Origin of the sequence: Metabacillus lacus (assembly GCF_009674805.1) — a bacterium.
GTDB lineage: Bacteria > Bacillota > Bacilli > Bacillales > Bacillaceae > Metabacillus_C > Metabacillus_C lacus.
Window position 1 is genome coordinate 1 of record NZ_WKKI01000004.1, and the last position, 16227, is coordinate 16227.

The following is a 16227-nucleotide window of genomic DNA, read 5'->3' on the forward strand; positions in this document are numbered from 1 at the left end:
AAGGACATTTCTACTGCCATTCCACAGAGTTTTGTCCTTCATCGCCCCTATGAAGGACATTTCTGCAGCAATTCCACAGAGTTTTGTCCTTCATTGCCCCTATGAAGGACATTTCTGCAGCAATTCCACTCTGTTTTGTCCTTCATTGCCCCTATGAAGGACATTTCTACTGCCATTCCACAGAGTTTTGTCCTTCATCGCCCCTATGAAGGACATTTCTACTGCAATTCCACTCTGTTTTGTCCTTCATCGCCCCTATGAAGGACATTTCTACTGCCATTCCACAGAGTTTTGTCCTTCATCGCCCCTATGAAGGACGTTTCTACTGCCATTCCACTCTGTTTTGTCCTTCATCGCCCCTATGAAGGACATTTCTACTGCTGTTCTAAGTTGTAACAATTTAGAGCTTATTGGAGTACCTGCTCATAGATCAATCCAGGCACTTTAATTGAGTAAAAAAAAATTGGCTTAGAGAAAAACCCCCTAAGCCTTTTAAATGTAGTATCAAATATCTCTTATTGAATTAGAACTTGTTACCCAGGGAAAAAGAGGTTCTCTGTTTCCTAGTATGGACCCTGCAGGACTCGAACCTGCGACCGGACGGTTATGAGCCGTCTGCTCTAACCAACTGAGCTAAGGGTCCGGTTTGATATGTTATCGGCTGCGGCTGACTCTTTTAACACGGGAAACTTCCAGCAGCTGCTGAGTCGCTTTAGAATAACATTTTAACATCGCTTAGAAAGTGTGTCAAAAAGCTTACAGTATGACAAAGAAAAAATATGCTATCATGATGAGCTGAATGACTGCTTTGGCAAATAAACTTGAAATAAAGCCAATCAGGCTGCCAAGACCAATTTTACAGGCCTGCTTCACGCTCTTTCTATGCACAAGCATTTCAGCTGCAACTGCCCCTATAAATGGACCAATAATGATGCCTGCGACCGGGATCACAAACGGTCCGATTAACAATCCTATGGTGCTGCCCCATATGGATGCATTGCTGCCGCCAAATTTTTTGACTCCAAGAAGGTTTGCAGCATAATCAGCAGCAAATAAGACCGCTACAAAAACCCCTTGTATCAACCAGAATGTGTAAGTAAACGATTGAAATCCAAAAAATGCACCATATATAAGAAATCCGCCAATAATAAACAGCACTGAGGGAATAATCGGATAGATTAAGCCTGCAAATGCAATGACAAACATGATAATTATCAGAGCCCAGTATATAAATTCCATAAAAACCCTCTCCTCATACAGTATGAAAGGCAGGGTGATAAGCACCCTGCCTTTCATTATACCTATTATAGTATGTTATAAAACATTATTTACGGTAGCCCAGCACTGCCTCTGCAATGTTGAGAGAATGATCTCCAATACGCTCCAGGTTGCTGATAATATCCACAAAAACAATTCCTGCCTGTCCGCTGCATTGTCCTTCATTCATGCGCAGTATATGCTTTTTGCGGAGTGAGCGTTCCATTTTATCGATTTGCTCCTCGGCTGTAATAACTTTAGAGGCAAGTTCAGTATTCTTATCATCAAGAGCTGTAATTGCGTCCTTTAAAGTTTGAATGGTCAATTCAAACATTTCATTCAAATCAGCTAACGCCTGATCAGTGATTTTCACCTTGTTAGCCAGCTTATAATCTACCAGCTCTACAACATTTTCAAAGTGATCACCTATTCGTTCAATATCCCGTACAGTATCCATCAGCATGGTATGCTCTTCAGATTCTGCAAAAGACATTTCCTTTCGAGAAAGCAGCACAAGATAATCTGTAATTTTCCTGTCAAGGTTGTTGATGGCATCTTCAAGCTGAAGCGCCATGTCTGCATGCTTTTTGGTGCTCGTCTTCAAATAAGTATTAGATTCTTCAAGGCCGATTGCTGCAAACTGTCCCATGCGAAGAACTTCCTCTTTTGCCTGCCCAAGCGCAATGGAAGGAGACTGTTCTATAAACAGGGGATCAAGGTGTTTCGCTTTGTATTCCACAACTGATTCATCGCCAGGTATCAGCTTTGTAACCAGAAATGCTAAAAATCCAACAAAAGGAAGCTGTATTAATGTGTTGGTCGTGTTAAATATTCCATGCGCAAATGCAATGGTCATTTCTGGGTTTAGCTGCAGGTTTGTTTGTATGGCAGCAATTAAGCTTGTATACAGGGGCAGAATCAGCAAAAACACAATTGTTCCCAACAAATTGAAAATGACATGTGTAAGCGCTGCTCGTCTGGCCGCCACGGTTGCACCAATGGAAGCAAGAACAGCTGTAATTGTGGTTCCAATATTATCGCCAAATAATACAGGCAGCGCAGCCTGCAGATCAACCAAGCCCTGGCCGAACAACTCCTGCAGTATGCCAATTGTCGCACTGGAGCTTTGGACAACCACTGTAAACAATGTACCTATAAATACGCCCAGAAGCGGATTTGAACTCATGCTGACTGTGAGTTCATGAAATGTCTCAAACTCCCTTAGCGGCTTCATACCGTCTCCCATTAGATTCAATCCATAAAACAGGGAACCGAAGCCAAAAACAATTTGTCCGATATTATGGACTTTTTTACTTTTAAAGAAGAACAAAAGCAATGCTCCCGCAGCTATAATCGGCAGGGCATATGCTGAGATTTTAATACCGATAATAAATGCTGTAATTGTTGTACCAATGTTAGCACCCATAATTACACCAATTGCCTGCCGCAATGTCATGAAACCGGCACTAACCAGTCCTACGGTTATAACAGTGGTGCCTGTACTTGTTTGAAGCAGGACGGTTACTACAATACCTGCCAGCACACCCATAAGAGGGTTTGTAGTGAATTTATCTAAAATATCTCTCAATTTGTCGCCGGCAGATTTCTGAAGCCCATCTCCCATTGACTTAATTCCAAACAGAAAGATACCAAGACCGCCTATAAACTCAAAAATCATTCTTTGAACATCCAATTCCAAACTGTTCAGCTCCTTCATTCGTCTTCAATCGACAAACATCTACAACCGTAAACAATTATTAACGAAATGTGTGATTATTGTAAAGATATTTTTTATAGTTTTCGATAAAATTTACAAAACCTTAACATTCACTTCATAGTTTTTTCCAATCAGTTAATCGTATCAGTATTTCTTGTGAATCTTATCTTCAAAATGTAGAATAAAAGCGGATGACTAAAAAGGATGTGGGCCTTATGAACGTATTTCAACAATTTGCAAAAAGTACATATTCCCCTAAGCACATAAGCATGTTTCGGTTTCAGGGAATTGGAAAGACAATTCTTTTTGTCTTTCTTTTATCAATCTTGGCGGCGCTTCCTGCAGCCATTAACCTGGCAACAGGCATTCAGCAAGGTTTAGCCGGGCTGGACACTGCTGTTGAAGAGGAACTGCCTGATTTTACAATAGCGAATGGGACACTTACTTCTGAAGATAATCAATCAGTTGAATTTAAAAAGGATGATTTCTTTATTGTCTTTGACCCGACCGGCTCTTTTACTGAAGAAGAGCTTCAGGCAAAGCGAAATTCAGTTGGACTTTTGCAAGAAGAATTTGTGCTTGTAATTAATGGTCAAGCACAAACTTATTCTTATTCATTAGTAAACGGGCCTTTATCAAAAGGAGATATTCTGGAATATATGGATGGGTTTAAAAGCTTATTTCCCATATTTATATCAGTTTTCATCTTCTTCATTTATCTTTTTACCGCAGCGGCCAAATTTATTGAAATCACATTGCTTGCTGCCATAGGATTGCTGATTAAAAACATTATGCAAAAAAATCTCAACTTCAAGCAGCTTTGGGTAATGTCTGCATACTCCGTCACGCTGGCCACAGTATTTTTCGCTGTGATGGATCTACTGCATGCAAATGTACCTAGTGCGCTGATGATCAACTGGTTTATTCATTTTATGATCTTATATATGGCTGTTAAGGAAGTACCCGGCAGAAAAAAGCTCGCCTAAGGCGTGACTGTTTCTGTTTCAACAAGTTTTATCAATTTTGTATGTCAAGCCTGTTACACGATTAAGGGACAGGTTTTCTGAATAGCATGCTTCTAGCCTGTCTTGAAAGTTTTCGCTTATTACGGCAAGTTTATTCTTACTGTAATACTTTGCAAATAAAAATGCAGGGCCAGTGGCGGCCCTGCATTTTTAAGTAGACTTAAACGTTTGAGTCATCTGCGATAAATTTTGAGATAAATGAATGAGCTTGGATCCTATTTCGTTGTTTTTCTCCATCGAACTGGCTTGCTCTTCAGAAGCTGCAAGCATTTCTTCTGCACTTGACAGTGTCTGCTGAGAAACTGATACAAACTCAAGCGCTGATGTTTCCATATGCGGAATTGTACCTTGAAGCTGTTTTAAATTTCTTTCCATTTCTGAAAGCTTTTCATTTACATTGGTAATTTCACCCATGAGTTCATCGAACGCCTCTCTCGAGATTCCCGCTATGTCCAGGTGAGAGTTCAGCTTCTTTTGAAGCTCTTTGAACTCAGCTGAAGCATTCATTGAGATTGCCTCCATTTGCTGAATGGAGTGGGCCACTCCTACTGCAGCCTGCGAAGATTGTTCTGCAAGCTTTTTCACTTCTGCAGCGACCACTGCAAATCCTTTTCCCGATTCCCCTGCTCGCGCTGCCTCGATTGCAGCGTTTAAAGCGAGCAGCCTCGTTTGCTCTGCTATTGTCTGAATGGTTCCAATTACATTTTTGATTGCTTTTGAATTGTGCTCTACACTGCTGATTGTGCCTGACATCTCCTGAAAGTCGCTGCCCGCTTCCTGCATGGCAGAAATCATTTTAGCCAAAGAATCCTCACCTTTATGGGCAGAAGTCATCATTCCCTCCGCCCGCTGAAAAACAGCAGTCATTTCTCCTAAAAGGCGCTCTATTTGTATTTTAAAATGATAAAACTCATTATGATGGGCATCCGACCCGGCAGCAGTCTGCTCAGCACCTAATTTTACAACAGAGATTGCTTCAAGGAGCTGCTGATTCTGAATTCTAACCTGAGTAGAAGTTTCAGAAAGCAAAGTTCCATTGTATGACAGCTCAGTAGTGGCAGCTCCCACATTTGAAACCATCTTACGCATATGCTGCATCATAGCATTAAAGCTTTTTAGGAGAGAACTTATTTCAGGAACTGACGTAGAAAAGTTGATTTCCTGAGTCAAATCCCCTTCCCTGACTGCCTTCATTTTATTTCTTAAGATGGACAGGGGCTTCGTTAAGCTTCTGATAAAAAGATAGCTAATTGCTGACGCGGCAGCAACGCAGACGATTGCAATCACAAGAATATAGTGTAACAGGGTGTAGAGGGGCTTCAGATACTTATCAGCCGGAACTGCTATCACATATTTCCCTTTCAGCTCCTGAATGTGGATAAAGGAAAGGGTATAAGAATCTTTGCCAATGGTTGTTGTTAAAACGCCGTGATCTTTTTTCTCAATTACCTCTACCAATTGCTCATCCAGTACCAGCTTTGAGTTTTTGCTTATTTTGAACGGTTCCGACGCATGATCCTTCACCAGAAAAAAATCAGCTGTGAGCCCATCCTGTATCAGCTGTGATAATTGTTTAGGCAGTACGGACTTATTGAATTTCTCCATAAACTTTTCTTCCTGTCCCACATATGCATACATCATGCTTCCTGCGATATCATTCACCATCGAGGCTTCTCTCTCTACACGGTTTTCCATCATTGTTATGGTGGTATCCTTTGCTTTTTGATAAGCAGTTGTCCCTACAACAGCGACAGATATGATCATAACTGACAAAACGAGAGTTAACATTCTATATGGCAGGCCGAACTCTTTCTTAATAACAGGCATTTTTCCTTTTAACATGTTTAAGTTCCAATTTGTTTTCGACATATTTAGGTCCTTTTCCTTATTTTTCATTTATAAAGAAATTATGCCAGAAATTTGTGGATTTCATGTAAATTTTTCATTAATTTTAGCTGATACTACCAATTTGTATTGAGAAGTAAGCATTTTGTTGAGTCAGGCATTGAGGCAGCAGCAGACTCTTGAAGTATGTGTGCTTTACAAGGAGGGACGATGTACCCGTCCCCGTGTCCCAAAAGAGGAATTAAAAGATTTCTACAGAATGAATAAAATCAAAGATCAGTTTGTACATATACTATATAGAAGAATCAGGGAGGCGGGGTTTTTGAGGCGGTTGTTTTTTTCTCTCTTGTTTTTATTTTTAAGCTATATTGTTTTCTACGATCTCAGCCATGGAACATTGCAGGAGCTTTCCCGGCAGCCAGTTGAGGGCCAGTTAGAGGCAGAAGCAGAGACTGCCGGCAGCATGTCTCTTCAGCAGGAAACAAGCTATATGATCAGGGAGGTTATGCCTGGAGAAACAGTATTGTCTATTACAGAGAAGCTTCATCAACAAACGCTCCCTGTCCCTATCGAAACGATTGTGGCTGACTTTGAAAAAGCAAATCAGCAGGCCCAAGCTGAAAAAATAGTAGTGGGCAAATCCTATAAGTTTCCAATTTACAGCAGCCGCTAGTATGTATTCCTTGTCAATCTGTTAGTGTCACTGTTACAATATGTGAGGAATGATTACTTACTATATCAATAAAGTGGCTAGCACTTTATCTATATAAGGAGCGATTTACACGTGGGTGAAATCACACATCGTACTAATACTCGTCCAGTTAAAGTTGGCAATTTAACAATCGGCGGAAACAATGAACTTGTTATCCAAAGTATGACAACAACAAAAACACATGATGTTGAAGCAACTGTGGCAGAAATTAACCGTCTTGAAGAAGCTGGATGCCAGGTCGTGCGCGTCGCATGTCCTGATGAGCGTGCTGCTGAAGCAATTTCAGAAATCAAAAAACGCATTAACATTCCCCTTGTGGTGGATATTCATTTTGATTATAAATTAGCACTTAAAGCCATTGAAGGCGGAGCGGACAAAATTCGAATCAACCCTGGTAACATTGGAAGAAAAGAAAAAGTGGAAGCAGTGGTAAAAGCTGCAAAGGAAAAAGGAATTCCGATCCGCATAGGCGTAAACGCAGGATCTCTTGAAAGAAAAATTCTTGAAAAGTATGGTTATCCTACTGCAGATGGCATGGTTGAAAGCGCCCTTCATCATATTAAAATTCTTGAAGATCTCGACTTTCATGATATTATCGTTTCCATGAAAGCTTCAGATGTGAGTTTGGCGATTGAGGCATATGAAAAAGCAGCACGTGCCTTTGACTACCCTCTTCATCTTGGAATTACAGAATCCGGCACGCTTTTTGCAGGAACCGTTAAAAGTGCAGCAGGATTAGGCGCTATACTCAGCATGGGCATTGGAAATACACTAAGAATTTCCTTGAGCGCTGACCCTGTTGAAGAAGTAAAAGTAGCCAGGGAGTTGTTAAAATCGTTTGGTCTCTCTTCCAATGCAGCTACGCTGATCAGCTGTCCTACATGCGGAAGAATTGAAATTGATTTAATCAGTATTGCGAATGAGGTTGAGGAATATATTTCAACCATTAAAGCCCCTATAAAAGTGGCAGTACTCGGCTGTGCAGTGAATGGACCAGGTGAAGCACGTGAAGCCGATATCGGCATTGCCGGCGCGAGAGGCGAGGGCCTTTTATTCCGCAAGGGGCAGATTGTCAGGAAAGTTCCTGAAGAAACAATGGTGGAAGAACTCAAAAAAGAAATAGATAAAATTGCTGAAGAATACTTCGAGAAAAAAGCCTTGGAAGAAATCAGCCAATAATCCTGCAGCCCCTGCTGAATTTCAGCAGGGGCTGTTTTCTGACTTCTTTTGCTGATTTTCATTAAGATTCCGTTTGTGCTTAAGAAATCAGGCTAATTCTTATAGAAATGAATCATTCACCTTAATCAAAAATCATTTCCATTATTAGAATGAATGGAGGTTTTCCAGCCAATCCACTTTAAAATCTTAATTTGATTTTAAGCAGCTTATCGGATGCAAAATTTGCTGAATTCTTCACGTCTTAGGTAGGGGCCTTGCCTAATGTGCGTCCCCCATAAAAAAACGGAGCATTTTCGCTTACCCAGAAAAATAGCGAAAATAGGCTGAAATAAACGTAGGATTTCCGACTAATTCACTAAAAAACTTTAATATGATTGATTTTAAGCAGCTTAACCGGAATGTCTCCCTCATTCTCTATCAAAAAGGAGTCAAATAGAATATAACCGTAATTCTTACGCTTATAGGGTAAGGCCTTTCCTAGTGCATGTTTTTTGTTTCTATTTAAAGGGCTTTGGGGTGGAATCCCATTGCTTCAGCTGTGGGAGCAGTCAAACCCCACCGCAACAGAAGAAGCTCTTTGTCATCGCCAATTTGTGCCTTTAGAGGTATCCAGCATATGAGCGAAACTGTATAGAATAGTGTATTCTATTTTTTCATCACCCGCAAAATCAAAAAGGCTCGGAATGAGAACATTCCGAACCCTTTTTCAAGCTTACTTTTCCTCTGTCTTAAAAGAACGGTGTTATAAACATACCCATGATCAAAGACACTACCCCTATTCCAATTGCCCAGGCTCCTAGCGTCTTGGAACCTTGACGACGTGCGATAAACCCGATGATAATGCCTGCAGCTCCCAAAATGATTGGAAGGACAAACAATGAAAGGATCGACAAGCCAATTGCCAGAAAACCAACACTTCTGCCGCTCATCACTCCGGCACCGCCTTGATCTCCCTGGTTCATTGAACTTTTATTATTGTTGTCTCTGCCTGCTGAAACAGGAGCAGTCAGTTCCGCTGATGTTTCCTCACGGTATTGATCAGAATTATCCTCTTTTTGAAGACCCGTCTGATTGCTGGAGTCTTCATTTGTATACGTCGGTGTGATACTGCTTGTAGGTCCTGAAGCAGTATGATAGCTTCTGCTGGACGCAGTTGCACCTGCATCTCCCTGAGTCGACTGATCAGCATATTGATCAGATGGTCCCTTTTGAGAATACTGGTCACCCTGATTAGAGTTGGCACCCAGATTTTCATCTGTCCCAATGTGATCCTGGTCGTCTTTCATGTCGCTGTTTACCATACCATTATGGTAGTCGTAATTTTTGTCATCAGACATTGTCATTCCTCCTTCTTTTCTTGTTGAAGAAAGCATTAATAGTATGAGTAGATCAGCGCTGACTATAACTGTTAAAGATTAGGACACACAAGAAGATAGCAGGATGTCCTGCTATCTCGATGAAAACCCAGGACTGAGGAATGTTTTCTTTTCAAAAAAAACACCCGGATATTTTTCCGGGTGTTCACATGCATTGAGGGCATGTACCGTATATTTCAAATTTATGACCGCTGACATCATAGCCCTGCAGGGAATCACGCAAGCGATCCATAGGGCAAAGCTCTATTTCCTTGGTCTTTCCACATGTCAGGCAAATAAAATGATGATGATGATGATTTACAGAGCAAGTGAATCTAAAGTGCTTTTCACCTGATAACTCAGTGCTTTCAAGAATACCCAGATCTGCGAAAATAGACAGATTTCTGTATATAGTATCAAAACTCAGGCCTGGATAATCTTCCTTCAAAGTTTCCTGAACCTCTTTGGCCGTTAAATACTTATCAGACTGCGCAAATAAATCCAGCATGTCTTCCCGCTTGTTTGTGAATTTGTATCCTTCTTCCTTTAACAATTGCAATGCCTGCTGTACATTCATGATTTTAACCCCCTTTTAACTTTACTGAAAATTAACGTTATAATCAAGATGAAAACAGATAACATCACAATCGTCCCCCCAGGAGCCAAGTCCAGGTTATAGGCAAGAATTAAGCCTACAATGACGGAAATCTCTCCAAACAGAACAGAGAAGAAAATTGCTTGTTTGAAACCTTTCGCTATCCTGATTGCTGCTGCTACAGGAAGGGTCATTAAGGATGAAACGAGAAGGATGCCGACAATTCTCATTGAAGCGGCAATTACCAGTGCAACAGTCAAAATAAAGATGAAATGAATCCATCTTGCCTTTACTCCCGAGGCTGCAGCATATTCTTCATCAAAACTCAGCAAAAATAATTCTTTAAACAGCACAATGATGATTAACAGCACAACAACAGAAATGCCTGTCACAATATATAAATCAGATCTCGTTACTGCACTGACACTGCCAAACAGGTAGCTGAATAAGTCGGTATTAAAGCCATTGGCCAGGGAAATAAATATAACTCCGAGTCCGATGCCTCCTGAAAGTATAATCGGTATAGCCAGCTCCTGATAATGCTTATACACTGTACGTAGTTTTTCAATCATCAGAGAGCCTCCTACTGAAAAGGCCATTCCCAGGTAAAGGGGGTTAAGCCCGCTGAAGCCCATGACCTTCTTTTCAAGCAGAAGGGAAGCTGCAATCCCCGCAAGAGTGACGTGGCTGAGTGCATCCGCAATTAAGGAAAGCCTCCTGACAACAATAAACACTCCAAGCAGAGGTGCAATAAATCCTATTAACACCCCGGATATAAAAGCATTTTGCAAAAATTCATATTGAAACATACTGCTTAACATGTTAAAAGTCTCCCAACCTAATGATGATGGTGGTGATCATGCGTGATAATATTTACGGAGTGTCCATAAAAATCAGATAGTCCCTGTTCACCCATTGCTTCAAATTCAGCAGAATTACCATGAAAATGAAGGTGTTTGTTTAGGCATGCTACATGAGTCACCTTGTCAGTTATTGTGCCTACATCATGTGTTACAAGAATCAGCGTAATGCCCAGCCTTTTATTCAAATCCTGAAGCATATGATAAAAATTTTCGACTGTTCCTGCGTCAACGCCTACAGTAGGTTCGTCGAGAATTAAAAGCTGAGGATCACTTACCAGAGCCCTGGCAATAAACGTTCTTTGCTGCTGTCCTCCTGAAAGCTCGCCGATATTTCTATCAGAAAACTCACTTAACCCTACTGCTTCGATGGCAGCCGCTGTCTTTTTCTTGTCACTTTGAGACATCCTCTTAAACAAGCCCAGCTTAGCAGTCAGCCCGCTGGATACGACTTCCTGCACAGAAGCAGGAAAACCTGTATTAAAACTGTTCGCTTTTTGGGAGACGAACCCTATATCATGCTTATTTTTAAACTTTCTAATATCCTCTCCAAACAGCCTCACCTCTCCATGCTGAGGCTTTAAAAGACCGAGCAGACACTTTAGAAGCGTTGTTTTGCCTGAGCCGTTTGGACCAACAAGCCCCAGAAAAGACCCTTTTTCAACTGTTAAATTAATATCTTCCAGCACTTTTTGCCTGTCATAGTAAAATGACAAGTGCCGTATGTCAATAACAGCATCCTTCACACAGTTCACCTTCAATCTATAAGAATCGTTACGATTTATTATTCAAAATCATCGCATTTCACTTAGCCCGGAAGCCCGCTGGACTAAGTCCGCGTCACCTGCTCAATTGCTTTGTTCCGCTGAACCTCTATAAATAGAAAAATGGCAGCAAATTGCAACCATTATAAAAAAGTTATAAGAATAACATTAAAATTATGCCCCAGTGCCAAAAAAATGTCAAGGCAGACGCCTTTTTTGTACTCATTGTAAGTAATCCGTTGAGCCTGCTGCCAGATATAACAGGAGCCGTCAAAGATGGAAAACAGCTGTGAAAAGTAGGCACATCTGCCAAGCCCGCTCCATACATTGTTGTGAGGAGGGATTTTACATTGATTTTAATTCAAAAACTTGTGAATCAGAAGCTTAATACCATTTCACCTGAAGAATTGCTGAAATTTGCAGCACAATACAAGATCAGCATTACCCAGGATCAATCTGCAAAAGTAGCTAAGCTCCTAAAAGGAAAGAATATTAATGTATTTGATGAAAAGGAAAAAAAATCACTTTTGGAATCTGTGTCATCGATCACCTCGCCACAAACAGCACAGCAGGTCAACAAGCTATTGCAGCAGCTCGGTGGATGAGACTACATAAAAAAGGAAGCAATGTCCTGCTTCCTTTTTTACTCATTATAGCGCTTTTAGAGGCTGCGCTTGAATTTTAGTTAGCAGCTCTTCATCAAATTTCTTACTGAAAAGCATGTCAATTTCAAACTTGTATGGAGGCTTCTTATATTTCTTGTCTTCTCCAACATAAGGTGTTTCCAATATTTTTGGAATGCCGGCAAGCTGTTCATGATGCACGATATAAGATATTGCTTCAAAGCCAATATGTCCAAAGCCGATATTTTCATGACGGTCTTTTCTGGCCCCTGCAAGATTTTTGCTATCGTTGATGTGAAGCACTTTTAAACGGTCCAGACCGATAATGGAATCAAATTCTTCAAGAACGCCGTCAAAGTCGTTAACAATGTCGTAGCCTGCATCATGGATATGACATGTATCAAAACAAACAGACAAATGCTGATTATGAGTTACACCCTCCATGATTTGCGCCAGTTCCTGAAAAGACCTGCCGCATTCAGTACCTTTTCCCGCCATGGTTTCAAGTGCGATCTGCACCTCTGAATCTTTATCAAGAACCTCATTTAATCCTTCGATAATTTTTTCTATGCCTTTCTCGCTTCCTGCTCCTACATGGGCACCAGGATGGAGAACTATTTGCTTTGCTCCCAGCGAGGCTGTTCTGTCCATCTCAGTTCGAAGGAAGTTGACTCCCAGCTCAAACGTTGCAGGATTTGTTGTATTTCCAATGTTAATAATATATGGTGCATGAACAACTATATCGGATATTCCGTTTTCAGCCATGTGCTTCAGGCCATTTTCTATGTTCAGGTCTGCAATACTTTTTCGTCTTGTATTTTGTGGCGCCCCCGTATAGATCATAAATGTATTTGCGCCGTACGAGACTGCTTCCTCGCTTGCAGCCAGGAGCATTTTTTTTCCGCTCATAGACACATGTGACCCTATCTTCAGCATTTTAATCCCCCTACTTGCCTTTTCTGCCAAGTCTTCTTTGTCTTTTTTTAATTTTATCCATTTCCTGCTGCATCTTCTTCTTGTATCCCGGCTTTACAGCCTTTGGTTTTCTCACCAGCCTTTTAGCTGTTTCATCCGCTTCATCCGGCGTTCTCGTACGTTTTTTTCTGCTGTTTCTATCTTCAAGCTTTCTCCATTCTCCCTTAACAATGTCTCTGTTTTCAAAGCTGATTCCTAGCTTTTCCAACCTGATTATACTGTCTTCATCTGAGAGATCGTAAATAGTGGCTGCTGTTCCTGAAGCTTCAGCTCTTGCTGTTCTTCCAACCCTGTGGATGTAAAAATCAAGATCGCTTGGCAGCTCAAAGTTAATAACATGGCTGATTCCTTTAATATCAATACCCCTTGCCGCCAGGTCAGTGGCAACAATATATTGAAATTCCAGATCATTAATCTGCTTCATCACTTTCTTTCTTTCCCGTGGCGAAAGATCTCCATGAATTCTTCCTGTTTTCATTCCCTTTTGTGCAAGAGCGTCTGCTACTTCATCCGCTTTCTTTTTTGTATTGGTAAAAACAATCGCCAAGTATGGATTAAACGCCTTTAGCAGCTCATGTAATATATTCACTTTGTTTCTATGTCTCAGCGGAATCAGTAAATGTTCAATTTTGGCAGCAGTCGCCTGCTTTGGTGCTACATGTGTAAATTTAGGGTTTTCCATATACTTTTTCAAAAACCCTTTCAGCCTTTCAGGGATTGTTGCTGAAAAGACCAGCATTTGAAGCTTTTCAGGCATATGGCTTCCAATTTGATCCACATCCTCGAGGAACCCCATATCAAGCATGAGATCCGCTTCATCAATAACGAGCGTTTTCACCTGATGGACAAACAGGGCCTGCTCTTTAATCAAATCGTTGATTCTGCCCGGAGTACCAATCACAAGATTAGGCTGCTGCTTTAATTTTTCAATCGCCCTCTGCTTGTCTGTTCCTCCGATGAATAGCTTTGCAGATATTGCCTGATCCTTAGGAGCAAATTTTATCAGCTTCTGTGCTTCCAAGTAGATTTGATTGGCAAGCTCTCGTGTTGGAGCTGTGATGACTGCTTGTACATGAGGAATGGAAGTATCAATTTTTTCTATGATTGGCAGCAGGTAAGCAAGCGTCTTTCCTGTCCCGGTCTGTGACTGCCCGATTGCGCTTTCGCCTTTCAGCAGAGCAGGCAGAAGTCTTTCCTGAATCTCGGTCGGTTCATAAAATCCTAAATCTTCAATTGCTTCTATAAGAAAAGGCTTCAGTGAAAACCTCTCAAATTTTGTTTCCGGCATATTTTATTCTCCTTTAATGTGCTGTATTAGCTAATCAGCGTCCAAATAGCTTGAGTTCATCTCCACATTATATAGCATTACCTTTTAAAACACCAATCTCTTATGAACTTGTTCATTTTTGTCCCTTTTTTGGAAGCGTCCAGCGCAGAAACAGGGTGAAAAGCCTGCATATCAGTATCTCCGCTCTTTTTCTATAAACATTTTGCCCCAATTATGCATACGTTAAAGGTAGATATTAGTTTTATGAGAGGAGGGTATGTTATGTTCCAGCAAAGACCAATGCCGCCAATGAATCCTGGAAACATGAACATGAGAGGGCCGTTTCAGCAGCCGTTCGGAAGAGGTATGGGAAATATGGGAGGTATGGGAGGAATGCAGCAATTCCGCCAGATGGGGATGGGCCAGCAATTTCCTTATCAGCAGGCGCCCGTGAAAACAGGAGGACTGAAAGGCATGATTTCGAAGATCCTTCCGGGAGGCGGCCAGAATGCTGCCAACGCTGCCGGTGGAGCAGCCAGAAGTCTGCCAGGTATCGGCGGCGTTCCCGCTATTGGAGGAGTTCAAGCAGCGGCTGGAAGTGCACAGGGCATTTCCGGCCTGATGAATCCCCAGAATATTTCAGGTATGCTCGGCAATGTCCAGAAGGTTCTTGGAATGGCACAGCAAGTAACACCAATGGTGCAGCAGTATGGGCCGCTGGTCAGAAATCTTCCTGCCATGATGAAAATATACAGTGAATTAAAAAATACCGGCAGTGATTCCAATGAGGAAAACAGTACGGAACAAGAAGCTCCGCCAGCTGCTCAGCCTGTACAAATCAGCGAAAGCACCACAGCTGAAATAGACTACGAGGATGCCCCGCAAGAGGTTCAGGAGCCAAGGGCTGTAAGAAGCGGTGCGTCAAGGCCTCGCCTTTATGTGTAGATTTCTTTGAATTTCAACGGACAATTCGATATAATATGAAGTGATTGAACGATGGATTTTAAAAAGCCTTTTATGGCTTTTTTACTGTTTAGATGGACAAGCATTGCGCTTGGCTCTCTTGAGGAGGAATGACATTTGAAAGTAATTAAAATTGCACCCCGGGGCTATTGCTATGGTGTTGTAGATGCGATGGTAATAGCCAAGAATGCTGCTTTAGATAAAACTCTGCCAAGACCTATTTATATCTTGGGAATGATTGTTCATAATAAACATGTTACAGATGCTTTTGAAGAAGAAGGAATTATCACACTGGATGGAGAGAACCGCCTTGAAATCCTCAGTAAGATAGAAAGCGGAACTGTTATTTTCACAGCCCACGGAATCTCCCCGGAGGTCAGAGAGCTGGCAAGCAGGAAAGGATTGGTCACGCTGGATGCCACCTGCCCTGATGTAACAAGAACTCATGACCTGATTCGCGAAAAAGAAGCGGAAGGCTATCAAGTTATCTATATTGGCAAAAAAGGCCACCCTGAGCCTGAAGGAGCTGTTGGTGTAGCCCCAGCCATCGTTCATCTTGTGGAGACAGAGGAAGACGTTAAAAACCTAACACTGAACAGCGAAAAAATTATTGTTACGAACCAGACAACCATGAGCCAATGGGATGTTGGAGATATTATGGAACTGGTAAAAGACAAATTCCCTCATGTTGAATTTCATCAGGAAATTTGTCTGGCCACTCAAGTGCGTCAGGAAGCGGTAGCCGAGCAGGCTGGTGAAGCGGACCTGACAATCGTTGTAGGAGATCCAAAAAGCAATAACAGCAACCGCTTAGCACAGGTGTCTGAACAAATCGCAGGTACAAGAGCTTACCGTGTCTCTGATGTACGTGATATTCAGCTGGAATGGCTGCAAGGGATTGAGACGGTGGCAGTGACTGCAGGTGCCTCTACACCTACGCCCATTACAAAGGAGGTCATTCAGTTTCTGGAGAAATTTGAAGAAGCTGATTCCTCTACATGGCTTCAGGAGCACAGCATTCCTCTCAAGAAAATTTTGCCTAAAGTAAAATCAAAAGCATAATTACAAAGAAAGCTGGCGGGAAGTTTCC

Annotated in this window: 14 protein-coding genes, 1 tRNA gene and 1 pseudogene; 6 read left to right on the plus strand and 10 right to left on the minus strand. The window is 41.6% G+C overall.

What is annotated here, in order from left to right; translation table 11 throughout:
• Positions 1-569: 569 nt before the first annotated feature.
• The 3 genes from GJU40_RS03740 to GJU40_RS03750 form a co-directional block, all read right to left on the minus strand.
• Positions 570-643 (minus strand) — tRNA-Ile (locus tag GJU40_RS03740).
• Between the two features lie 113 nt (positions 644-756).
• Positions 757-1239 (minus strand): DUF456 domain-containing protein, encoded by a 483-nt coding sequence (locus tag GJU40_RS03745; protein ID WP_154306417.1) that lies wholly within the window; start codon positions 1237-1239, stop codon positions 757-759.
• An 85-nt stretch (positions 1240-1324) separates the two neighbouring features.
• On the minus strand, positions 1325-2956 hold the full coding sequence (locus GJU40_RS03750) for a Na/Pi cotransporter family protein (RefSeq protein ID WP_212029787.1): 1632 nt from the start codon (positions 2954-2956) through the stop codon (positions 1325-1327).
• A gap of 233 nt (positions 2957-3189) precedes the next feature.
• On the opposite strand from GJU40_RS03750, the gene GJU40_RS03755 reads away from it, so the two are divergent.
• Positions 3190-3960, plus strand: coding sequence for a DUF1189 domain-containing protein (locus tag GJU40_RS03755; protein WP_170289314.1), 771 nt, complete (start codon positions 3190-3192; stop codon positions 3958-3960).
• A 189-nt stretch (positions 3961-4149) separates the two neighbouring features.
• Here GJU40_RS03755 and GJU40_RS03760 read toward each other — a convergent pair whose 3' ends face one another.
• Positions 4150-5868, minus strand: coding sequence for a methyl-accepting chemotaxis protein (locus GJU40_RS03760; RefSeq protein ID WP_170289315.1), 1719 nt, complete (start codon positions 5866-5868; stop codon positions 4150-4152).
• A gap of 124 nt (positions 5869-5992) precedes the next feature.
• On the opposite strand from GJU40_RS03760, the gene GJU40_RS03765 reads away from it, so the two are divergent.
• On the plus strand, positions 5993-6517 hold the full coding sequence (locus GJU40_RS03765) for a hypothetical protein (RefSeq protein ID WP_170289316.1): 525 nt from the start codon (positions 5993-5995) through the stop codon (positions 6515-6517).
• Positions 6518-6637: 120 nt separating this feature from the next.
• Positions 6638-7735: a flavodoxin-dependent (E)-4-hydroxy-3-methylbut-2-enyl-diphosphate synthase gene (gene ispG / locus GJU40_RS03770; protein ID WP_343031394.1), complete on the plus strand. Its 1098-nt coding sequence runs from the start codon at positions 6638-6640 to the stop codon at positions 7733-7735.
• A gap of 728 nt (positions 7736-8463) precedes the next feature.
• Here ispG and GJU40_RS21475 read toward each other — a convergent pair.
• From GJU40_RS21475 to GJU40_RS03790, 4 genes and pseudogenes are all read right to left on the minus strand, one after another.
• Positions 8464-8667 (minus strand): annotated as a pseudogene (locus tag GJU40_RS21475) (DUF308 domain-containing protein); the annotation flags it as partial.
• A 589-nt stretch (positions 8668-9256) separates the two neighbouring features.
• Positions 9257-9667 (minus strand): zinc uptake transcriptional repressor Zur, encoded by a 411-nt coding sequence (gene zur, locus GJU40_RS03780; RefSeq protein WP_154306423.1) that lies wholly within the window; start codon positions 9665-9667, stop codon positions 9257-9259.
• Positions 9664-10506 carry a metal ABC transporter permease gene (locus GJU40_RS03785; RefSeq protein WP_154306424.1) on the minus strand — a complete coding sequence of 281 codons (843 nt, stop codon included), beginning with the start codon at positions 10504-10506 and terminating at the stop codon, positions 9664-9666. Before GJU40_RS03785 ends, zur begins: the two co-directional genes overlap by 4 nt.
• Before the next feature lie 17 nt (positions 10507-10523).
• Positions 10524-11291 carry a metal ABC transporter ATP-binding protein gene (locus GJU40_RS03790; protein WP_343031376.1) on the minus strand — a complete coding sequence of 256 codons (768 nt, stop codon included), beginning with the start codon at positions 11289-11291 and terminating at the stop codon, positions 10524-10526.
• A 368-nt stretch (positions 11292-11659) separates the two neighbouring features.
• Here GJU40_RS03790 and GJU40_RS03795 point away from each other — a divergent pair, with 368 nt between their 5' ends.
• On the plus strand, positions 11660-11914 hold the full coding sequence (locus tag GJU40_RS03795; protein ID WP_154306426.1) for a DUF2624 domain-containing protein: 255 nt from the start codon (positions 11660-11662) through the stop codon (positions 11912-11914).
• Positions 11915-11959: 45 nt separating this feature from the next.
• Here GJU40_RS03795 and GJU40_RS03800 read toward each other — a convergent pair whose 3' ends face one another.
• Together GJU40_RS03800 and GJU40_RS03805 are read right to left on the minus strand one after the other, a co-directional pair.
• Positions 11960-12868, minus strand: coding sequence for a deoxyribonuclease IV (locus GJU40_RS03800; RefSeq protein WP_154306427.1), 909 nt, complete (start codon positions 12866-12868; stop codon positions 11960-11962).
• A 10-nt stretch (positions 12869-12878) separates the two neighbouring features.
• Complete coding sequence (locus tag GJU40_RS03805) at positions 12879-14195, minus strand: DEAD/DEAH box helicase (RefSeq protein WP_154306428.1); 1317 nt, start codon at positions 14193-14195, stop codon at positions 12879-12881.
• Positions 14196-14456: 261 nt separating this feature from the next.
• Between GJU40_RS03805 and GJU40_RS03810 the strand changes: the two genes are divergently transcribed.
• Entirely contained in the window at positions 14457-15119 is a 663-nt protein-coding gene (locus tag GJU40_RS03810; RefSeq protein WP_246188264.1) for a YqfQ family protein, read from the plus strand.
• Positions 15120-15254: 135 nt separating this feature from the next.
• On the plus strand, positions 15255-16199 hold the full coding sequence (locus tag GJU40_RS03815) for a 4-hydroxy-3-methylbut-2-enyl diphosphate reductase (protein WP_154306429.1): 945 nt from the start codon (positions 15255-15257) through the stop codon (positions 16197-16199).
• Positions 16200-16227 lie beyond the last annotated feature (28 nt).